This is a genomic window from Gemmatimonadota bacterium (assembly GCA_026705765.1).
Taxonomy (GTDB): Bacteria; Latescibacterota; UBA2968; order UBA2968; family UBA2968; genus VXRD01.
Window position 1 is genome coordinate 1 of record JAPPAB010000078.1, and the last position, 8,782, is coordinate 8,782.

The following is an 8,782-nucleotide window of genomic DNA, read 5'->3' on the forward strand; positions in this document are numbered from 1 at the left end:
GGCTTTGTGTCAACAAGCCTAAAGTCTCGCCATACCCCCAATGGTGGTGTCAACCACCGGGGGAATCATGTGGCAGGGACAAGCCCACAGGCTTTAGCCGTGGGTGGTTGACATGATGCAGAAGACGAGTTATGAGAGGTTAAAATTACTGGCGAAAGAGGGGTCCATATCGAAAGGCGAATGGCAAATGAGAACGGGTTCGGGCGTTCCCGGAGGAGATCCATTTTATCCAATTTTTAAATTTGAGGACGATCAGCTGATTTTTGATCACCAGGCGTTTCTCGCAATTGATGAAGACGCTATGTATGAGTGGCACTATGAAGTTCTGCGGGCTGTGAAAGAGGATCTTCAGGAGGGGTAGTACGGGGAAGGGGAGAGTATGTCTCCCCTTCCCTGTACGGGGAGAGGCCGGGGGAGGGGTAGCTATAGTGAATTTACAGATTTGTAAACGTCGAGTATTGGTACCTGTTTTTCGCGTGCGATGCGGGCGCAGTCGTCGTATTCGGGGGTGATGCGCTGTTTGCCGCCAATGTCGGCGATTTTGACGTGGACGGGTCCGTACGGGGTTTGGACGGTGTCTGTGCGGCGTTCGAGGATGTGGCGCTGTACGGGCAGGCGGCGGATGCCGAGGGTGGTGGTTTCTGAGAAGATGAGTTCGGTGAGTTCGGTTTCTTTGTTGGGGTCGGCCAGGACAGTGAGTTGAATGCCTGGGCGGCCTTTTTTCATGATGACGGGAGTGAGGAAGGCGTCGCGAGCACCAGCTTCGAGCAGGCGGTCGATGAGGTAGCCGTAAATTTCAGGGGTCATGTCGTCGATATTTGTTTCGAGCAGGACGGGAAAATCGGTCCGGGGATCTGCGACGCGTTCGCCGATTTCAACGCGGAGGAGATTGGGGACCTGTTCGACGTCGCGCGTGCCAGCCCCATAACCCGTGCTTTCTGTGCGTAGCTGAATGGTTTCGCCGATATTAGAGGCGAGTGTCGTGAGGAGAGCTGCACCGGTGGGGGTGACGAGTTCATACGGGATATCTGTGCGTTCGGATGGAAAGCCTTTGGTCATTTCTACGACTGCGGGAACCGGGACGGGCATTGCCCCGTGTGCGCCCCGCGTGTGACCCGAGCCAAATCGGAATTTGGAGGCGTAGATGGCTTCGATTCCGAGGATTTCGAGGCCGACGATAGCGCCGACGACATCGACGATGGCATCTACTGCGCCCACTTCGTGGAAGTGTACCGCTTCAATGGTGGTGCCGTGGATTTTTGCTTCGGCTTCGGCGAGTTTTTGAAAGACGCGCGCGGCTTTTTCTTTTGCAGAGGCGGATATTTCGCTGCTGTTGATGATTTCAAGTACGTCTTTCAGGTGCCGGTGGACGTGGCCTTCCCGAGCGTTGACGTCTATTTTGGTGCCGGCAATGCCGTGTTTTTCCACGCGACGCTGGGAGAGGGTGAATTCGCGCACACTGAGTTTGTCGAGTTCAGATTTCAGGACGGAAAAAGACAAGCCCGCATCGACGAGCGCGCCGAGGGTCATGTCGCCGCTGATGCCGGCAAAGCAGTCGAAATAGGCGACTTTCATGAGATAATCCTAAAAAAAAGACCGTGAGTATTCACGGTTATAGAACTTGTTTATCCGGGGAGGTGAGAAAAGAATCTACTCTGCTACTACCCCTACCGGCAATGCGGTTGTGACGATTGAACCGTTTTTGCGACCTAAGAGCGCGAGATACTGGTCGCGCTGCTGGTGAAAATACGCTATGTATTTTTCGGGGATGGGTTGACCTGCGGGGCGATTGATTTTCCGCGTTGGGTTGATCAGTTTGTATTTGCCATTTACTGTGGCGTAAAAATTGAAGTGCAAGTGTGGGCCTGTGGAGCGTCCGGTTGAACCTACATAACCGATGGTTTGTTTTTGGTTGACGCGCTGTCCCTTTCTCAGGCCCCGCGCAAATCCCCTCAGATGGCCATAGCCGGTTTTATAGCCGTTGCTGTGTTCGATTTCGATATAGTTGCCAAGCGGACCTTTGCGTCCGACAAAAGCAACCGTGCCATTGGCAATGGCCCAGACTTTTGTGCCGTATGGCGCGGCGTAATCCACGCCGTGATGGCGCGTGTATTTTTTTAGTATGGGATGAAATCTACGGTTGGTAAATGGGGAACTGATGCGGGTAAAGTTCAGGGGTTTGCGCAGGAAGAGTGCCTGGAGTGAGCGACCGTTAGAGTCGTAGTAATTTCTGTTTCCTCTGGGGTCGGTGTAGAGAAATGCCTGAAAAGATTCTTTGTCACCTTGGTATTGGGCTGAGAGAATATCGCCATAGCGGACAAAGGTACCGGATTTGCCGTAGAGTTTTTCAACGACGAGCGTAAACTGGTCGCCTGTTCTGCAGTCGTTGTAAAAGTCGATATAGTATTCAAATACGTATTCGAGTTTGTCGCACAGAAGAGCCGGATTTTCACCGGTTTTTTGAAGCGCGCTCCAGATGTTGTCTTTTATGCGGCCGGATACGATAATGGCCTCTCGCTTCAATGGCAGGTTTTCTTGCCTGGCTTTGAGTTGGCCATTTATTCGTTCGACGATAAATTGCGTTTCGTGGTTGTTCTGCCTGGTGTATTTGAGGTGCTGAATGGTTGAGCGGCTGTCGAGCTCCAGTTCATAGCGATCCCCGCTCCGAACGATATTGGGATTGAATGACGCGCGTTTAATATCTCTGTGTAGCACATCGATAAGCTCGAGAGCATCGGCGCGCGAGATATTTTCGCTCATGAGGGCTTCGGTGAGATTGTCCTTATTGGCGATATATCCCACAATTCTGGTAGTTTTGAGTTTTGGAGGGGTAAGTGGGAGGATGAGGTCTGCTTTGACCGGGTCTGATTCTGCGGGACCTTCCTTAGTCATTTTTGCGATGGGTTCATCTTTTGCCGGTTCTTTGCCAAGGCCGAAGAGCATGCTGACGGATATCAGTAAGCAGAAGAAGACCCATCGTTTGGGGGATTTTGGCTGACCTTTATATGCGCGAACTGGCATGTGGGGGAGGGACCCTCGTAAACGTTCTCAATTATTGCTGACTAAAATGTGCGCCACAACAATAAACCATCTCGCTATGTACGTCAACCGCATTATATAGGGGTCATAAAATTATTTCTGCTATATGTTGTAATTCGCGCGCTGTGACCTTGACGCGATCAGCATAGCTGGGTAAATTGAAGTGTGAAGTGGGAAGGATAGCAACCGTCATCGCGGCATGATGTTGAGCCGAGATCCAGAAAGTTTTTAGCTGGCTGCTAATTCAGGTTATACAATGAATGCTGAGAAAATAGAACTCAAGGGTTTGTTTCCCGAAGAATTGGCACAGCATGTGTCCGATATGGGCCTGGAGCGGTACAGAACCCGGCAGTTGGTTGACTGGCTCTACAATAAGGGTGTCACGGATTTTGAGTCGATGACGAATTTGTCCAAAACCGTGCGCGCGCGGTTCGATGAGCAATTTACGCTTTTGAGATTAAATTGCGTTGGTGAATTGAGGTCTTTGTCAACAGATACGGTAAAGTTTTTGTTTGAGTTGCCCGATAAGCGGCTTATCGAAAGTGTTTTGATGTGGGATGGCAAGCGTCGCACGCTGTGTGTGTCGTCGCAGGTGGGGTGTCCGCTCGATTGTCAGTTCTGCGCGACCGCGCGCATGGGGTTGATTCGCAATTTGACGGCGGCAGAGATTGTCGAGCAGGTGTTGTACGCACAGCGATTTTTGCGTGCAGAGGGCGATGAGTTGACGCATGTGGTGATGATGGGGATGGGAGAACCTTTGCTGAATTTCGATCAGGTGATTCGGGCTATTCGGCTGATCAATCTGGATTATGGAGCGGCTGTGGGCATACGTCGCATTACATTGTCAACGGTTGGTCATGTGCCGGGTATTGCAAAACTGGCGCGCGAAAAACTCAAAATTGGATTGGCTGTGTCGCTCAATGCGACGACCGATGAGCAGCGGTCAGAGATTATGCCGATCAATCGCAAGTGGCCTATTGAAGAACTCCTGTCCGCAGTGCGTGCCTATTACGATCAGGTTAGACGGTGGGTGACGTTTGAATATGTGTTGTTGCACGGGTTTAATGATTCAGCCGAAGATGCATACAGGCTGATTGCCCTTGTGCGCGATCTTCCATGTAAAATTAATGTGATACCGTGGAATCCCATTGAAGATGCGCGCTATGAACGCCCCCCTCAGAAAGCAATTGATCGGTTTGTCGATATTTTGTCTCAGGCACAATTGACAGCAACTGTTCGCTATAGCAAGGGAGATGATATTGCGGCTGGATGTGGACAGTTGTATTGGGAGATGGAGAAAGGTGTGAAGTAGGTAGAGACGATCCCCGTGTCGTCCTGTGCGTCATCGCGGCAGGGTTTTAGCCGCGATCCAGAAGGTTTTGCCTTTGATTTTCATCCTGTTTATCCTTTCATCCTGCAAATCCTGATTCTACCTTTTTACTCTTGATATATTTTTATAACTGTACTATGATAAGCATAACCACGAATCTACCTGTTTTTTCTCCTCCATAATACAGTTTGGAGATGTTTTTTATGGAACAATTTGTTATCGAGGGTGGGCATCCTTTGTCTGGCACTGTTGTTCCTGCTGGCAATAAGAATGCGGCGCAACCTCTTTTGGCGGCGACTTTGTTGACTGAAGAACCTGTGGTGCTCAAAAATGTGCCTGATATTGGCGATATTGCTGTTATTGTTGAAATTTTGCGCGATCTGGGGGCAGAGGTTCGTTACTCGGGCGATCACGAACTGACTATTTGTACACGGGGTGTCCGCAAGTCTGTGTTGCGGGCGGATTTGTGCCGAAAAGTGCGCGGCAGTTTTATGTTTGCCGGTCCGTTGTTGGGACGATTTGGGAAGGCGACGATTCCGCGACCTGGGGGCGACCGCATTGGTCGGCGGCGGGTCGATACGCATTTGATTGCGCTGGAAGAACTCGGCGTGCGGTTTCATACCAATCACATTTACGATTTTGAGGCACCCAGAGGACTTGTTGGTGCGGACATTTTTTTGGATGAGCGCAGTGTAACCGGCACAGAAAATGCCGTGATGGCAGCGGTTCTTGCGCGGGGCACGACTATTTTGAGCAATGTGGCTTCAGAGCCTCATGTGCAGGAATTGTGTTTGATGCTGAACAGGATGGGTGCTCAAATTTCGGGTATAGGGACGAATGAACTGGTTATTGAAGGCGTGTCGAGACTCTGTGGAACGACGCATACAATTGGTCCGGATTATATGGAGGTCGGTAGTTTTATTGGGTTGGCAGGGGCGACCAATAGCGAGATTCGCATTGTCAATGCTGCGCCCAAAAATATGCGCAAGAGTTTGATGGTGTTTCGGCGATTGGGGCTGGAAGTTGAGGTCGATGGACAGGATATTGTGGTGCCGTCCTTTCAGAAGCTGGAAATTATGCCGGATGTGGGCGATGCGATTCCGCGCATTGACAACGATCCCTGGCCGGGTTTTCCACCCGATTTAATGAGTATTGCCATTGTGTTAGCGACACAGGCGCGGGGTACGGTGCTGTTTTTTGAGAAGATGTTTGAACAGCGCATGTACTGGTTGGATCGTCTCATCGATATGGGTGCGAAAATTGTGATTTGTGACCCGCATCGCGCTGTGGTGGTGGGGCCGTCAAAGCTTTATGGCGAGCATTTGACGAGTCCCGATATTCGGGCGGGTATGGCGCTGATTATTGCGGCTTTGTGTGCCGAGGGCGAAAGTGTGATTAGAAATATCGAACAGATTGATCGCGGTTACGAACAGATTGATGCGCGCTTGCGCAGTTTGGGTGCGCGTATTCAGCGGGTGACGGTAGAGGAGTGATGATAAGAGGTGATTTGATGTGACGAATGACCAGGATGCACGCACGGGCGCGCTGGAAATTGTGCGTCGTTTGCAGGCGCGGGGTTTTCGCGCTTTGTGGGCTGGTGGATGCGTGCGCGACATGTTGATGGGGCAGGTGCCCCGCGATTACGATATTGCCACAAATGCCGATCTCCAACAGGTGATCGGCATTTTTCCGCATGCACAGGTGGTTGGGGCGCATTTTGGGGTGGTGATTGTGCGGCTGGGTGATTATCATTATGAGGTGGCGCGTTTTCGCCGCGATCTGGGGTATTCCGATGGTCGGCGTCCCGATGGTGTGGTGTTTGTGGATGAAGAAGAGGACGCGAGGAGGCGCGATTTTACCATTAATGGGATGTTTTTCGATCCTGTGGGAAATGTTGTGCTCGACTATGTGGGGGGACAGGTTGATTTAAAAGAAAAGGTAATTCGCACGATTGGCGATCCGCATGCCCGATTTTGTGAGGATCGATTGCGTATGTTGCGCGCGATTCGCTTTGGGTGTCGGTATCACTGGCCCCTTGAGGAGAAGACGCGAGAGGCTATTGGAGAACTGAGCGGGAGTATCGAGTTCATAAGTTTCGAGCGCATTCGCGATGAAGTTGGCAAAATTTTGACCGAGGGGGGCGCGCCTTTGGGGGTGCGCTGGCTGATCGATCTGGGGTTGATGGCGGTTTTTATGCCCGAGGTTGTGGCTATGGATGGCGTGCCCCAACCGCCCCAGTTTCATCCCGAGGGCGATGTGTTGACCCATACGCTGATTATGTTGGGTTTGATGCAGAATCCCTCTGTAGAGTTGGCGATGGGTATTTTGTTGCACGATGTGGGTAAGCCCCCTACTTATGAGGTGCGGGATCGCATTCGGTTTCACAATCATACAAAAGTTGGGCGCGAGATGGCCGAGGAGATTTGCAGGAGGTTGCGTTTTTCGTCGGAAAAGATAAAGCATATTGCGGCGTTGGTGGCAGATCATCACAAATTTATGCATGTACAGGAGATGCGTTCGAGTACGTTGAAGCGCTTTTTGCGTACGGATCGGTTTGAAGATCACCTGGAATTGCACCGGATCGATTGTTTGTCGAGCCATGGTGCGTTGGACAATTATGAGTTTTGTAAGGTTGCGCTGGAGAATCTGGAGCCAGAACAAATCAGACCTGTTCCGTTGATTAATGGACGCGATTTGATTGCGATGGGGCAAAAACCCGGTCCCGCGTTTAAGCAGGTGTTGCGGGCTGTTGAAGATGCCCAGTTAGAAGGGCGTGTGACGCACCGCGATGAGGCGATGAGGTTGGCGGCACAGGTGTTTGAATCGCTTGGGTTGTAGTTTTAAGTTCATCCTGCAACTGTTTGCCCGTTGAGATGTATAAGAGATGATATTTGAGATGTTTACTGGTTGCTGTTTTTTTCAGGAGGTAGGAGAATGTATAAACGATTGTTTGCAGGTTTGATGTTGATGGCTATGGGGTGGACGCCCGTCTGGGCGACGACTGTGAAGACGTTTGCCTTTGAAGAGATGTGCGAAACCGCGCAGACTATTGTATATGTCAAATGTCTCGCGCGCGATAATGCAGTTTTTGCCGATCGGGAGGGTATTTTTACCCAAACGCGGTTTAGAGTTATGGAGGTGGTCAAAGGACGGGCTGATTCAGAAATGATGCTGACTTTGCCCGGCGGTGAATGGGAAGGGCAACGCATGTATGTGCCAGGTATGCCGCAGTTTGTGGTGGGGCAAGAGACTGTGCTGTTTCTTTCGAAGCGCGACGATTTTGGTTCTCCATGGCCGATGGGATTGGGACAGGGATGTTATGCCGTGCAGGTGGGCGAAGGTGGAAATCGCCAGGTCAGGCTCAGGCATGTGCCCTTGCCTCCGGAGGTGCGCAGTAAGCCCGCGCAAGCGCGAACTTCGCACATGGAGTTGGGTGATTTTTTGACTGTGGTTCGAGAAGTGCTCAATTTGAATGAGCGGGAAGAACCAACTGAACAGTAAGGGGTCATATGAATCTGCATTTTGATATTCGAGATATTTTTCGCTGTGTGAGACTGGGGTGGTCTGGAAAAAAAATTTGGGTTGGGCTGTTGGGGCTGGTCGCGGCCTGGGCGGGCTATTCGGGTTTGTTGCTTATCGCGCATGTTCGTGCGGGCAGTGCGGGTCTGTGGCAGCGCTACGGTTTATTTCCGGGTGCAACGATTGGTGAATTTGATTTGCTCGGTACGGGGTTGCACGTTTTGGGTATGGTGTTTGCCCTTGCGGTGGTGTTTGTGACGACCAGTATGATGTGCAAGATCACTTTTCAGCAGCTTCGAGGGGATGAGTTTTATTCGGTTGGCGATGCCTGCCGATTTGCAAGGGCGCGCTGGAAAACCGTGCTGTTTGGTCCCGTTGCCGTGTTTGCTCTATTTGCCCTTTTTGCGGTTGGCGGCGTTGTGATTGGGTGGGTTGCTGGCTGGATTCCCGCAGTGGGTGAGATCGTTTTCGCGCTGTGCTTTATTCCGATTTTTTTTGCGGCGTTGTTGGCTGTGTTTATCGGTCTGGTATTTGTTGTTGCTGTGATTATGTCGCCAGCTATTGTGGGTACAGAGGGGGTTGATATTTTAGATGTTGTGATACAGTCGTTTTCACTGACCTGGTCACAGCCCTGGCGATTGGTTTTATATGCGGCGTGGATGATTTTTGCGGTGTGGGTTAGTTTGATGGTGCTGGGGGTTTTGACCATGGCTGCGATTGGTCTGATTGCCTGGGCGTGTGGTTTGTTTATGGATGTTAAACTGGCCAATCTTTTTTACGTGGCCTCGCACTATCTCTTGTTTGTGCCGGAGAAATGGGATGATTTGTTTGCGAGTTTACCCGTGCCGGGGACACCGTCGGGAGCCGAGGTCTGGGGTGGTGGTATCCTCGGGG

8 protein-coding genes are annotated in these 8,782 nt (G+C 51.2%); 6 read left to right on the forward strand and 2 right to left on the reverse strand.

Annotation, left to right across the window (positions count from 1 at the left end; all coding sequences use genetic code 11):
• Positions 1–112 precede the first annotated feature (112 nt).
• Positions 113–361, forward strand: a complete 249-nt coding sequence (locus OXH16_10210; protein MCY3681761.1) for a hypothetical protein — start codon at positions 113–115, stop codon at positions 359–361.
• Between the two features lie 62 nt (positions 362–423).
• Here OXH16_10210 and larC read toward each other — a convergent pair whose 3' ends face one another.
• Together larC and OXH16_10220 are read right to left on the reverse strand one after the other, a co-directional pair.
• Complete coding sequence (gene larC, locus OXH16_10215) at positions 424–1,575, reverse strand: nickel pincer cofactor biosynthesis protein LarC (GenBank protein MCY3681762.1); 1,152 nt, start codon at positions 1,573–1,575, stop codon at positions 424–426.
• A gap of 75 nt (positions 1,576–1,650) precedes the next feature.
• Positions 1,651–3,021 (reverse strand): peptidoglycan DD-metalloendopeptidase family protein, encoded by a 1,371-nt coding sequence (locus OXH16_10220; protein ID MCY3681763.1) that lies wholly within the window; start codon positions 3,019–3,021, stop codon positions 1,651–1,653.
• 274 nt (positions 3,022–3,295) lie between these two features.
• Between OXH16_10220 and rlmN the strand changes: the two genes are divergently transcribed.
• From rlmN to OXH16_10245, 5 genes are all read left to right on the forward strand, one after another.
• Positions 3,296–4,351, forward strand: coding sequence for a 23S rRNA (adenine(2503)-C(2))-methyltransferase RlmN (rlmN, locus tag OXH16_10225; protein ID MCY3681764.1), 1,056 nt, complete (start codon positions 3,296–3,298; stop codon positions 4,349–4,351).
• A 221-nt stretch (positions 4,352–4,572) separates the two neighbouring features.
• A complete protein-coding gene (gene murA / locus OXH16_10230) occupies positions 4,573–5,862 on the forward strand; it encodes a UDP-N-acetylglucosamine 1-carboxyvinyltransferase (GenBank protein ID MCY3681765.1) in 1,290 nt (429 codons plus the stop codon).
• Between the two features lie 19 nt (positions 5,863–5,881).
• Positions 5,882–7,207, forward strand: coding sequence for a CCA tRNA nucleotidyltransferase (locus tag OXH16_10235; GenBank protein MCY3681766.1), 1,326 nt, complete (start codon positions 5,882–5,884; stop codon positions 7,205–7,207).
• A 96-nt stretch (positions 7,208–7,303) separates the two neighbouring features.
• Positions 7,304–7,870: a hypothetical protein gene (locus tag OXH16_10240; GenBank protein ID MCY3681767.1), complete on the forward strand. Its 567-nt coding sequence runs from the start codon at positions 7,304–7,306 to the stop codon at positions 7,868–7,870.
• A gap of 8 nt (positions 7,871–7,878) precedes the next feature.
• Positions 7,879–8,782: hypothetical protein (locus OXH16_10245; protein MCY3681768.1), on the forward strand; the 904-nt coding region annotated here is incomplete at its 3' end.

Excerpts from the sequence above, each read along its gene's own strand:
- larC (MCY3681762.1), bottom strand. The coding sequence starts at position 1,575 with ATGAAAGTCGCCTATTTCGACTGCTTTGCCGGCATCAGCGGCGACATG.
- OXH16_10210 (MCY3681761.1), top strand. The coding sequence starts at position 113 with ATGATGCAGAAGACGAGTTATGAGAGGTTAAAATTACTGGCGAAAGAG.
- OXH16_10240 (MCY3681767.1), top strand. The coding sequence starts at position 7,304 with ATGTATAAACGATTGTTTGCAGGTTTGATGTTGATGGCTATGGGGTGG.
- OXH16_10220 (MCY3681763.1), bottom strand. The coding sequence starts at position 3,021 with ATGCCAGTTCGCGCATATAAAGGTCAGCCAAAATCCCCCAAACGATGG.
- murA (MCY3681765.1), top strand. The coding sequence starts at position 4,573 with ATGGAACAATTTGTTATCGAGGGTGGGCATCCTTTGTCTGGCACTGTT.
- rlmN (MCY3681764.1), top strand. The coding sequence starts at position 3,296 with ATGAATGCTGAGAAAATAGAACTCAAGGGTTTGTTTCCCGAAGAATTG.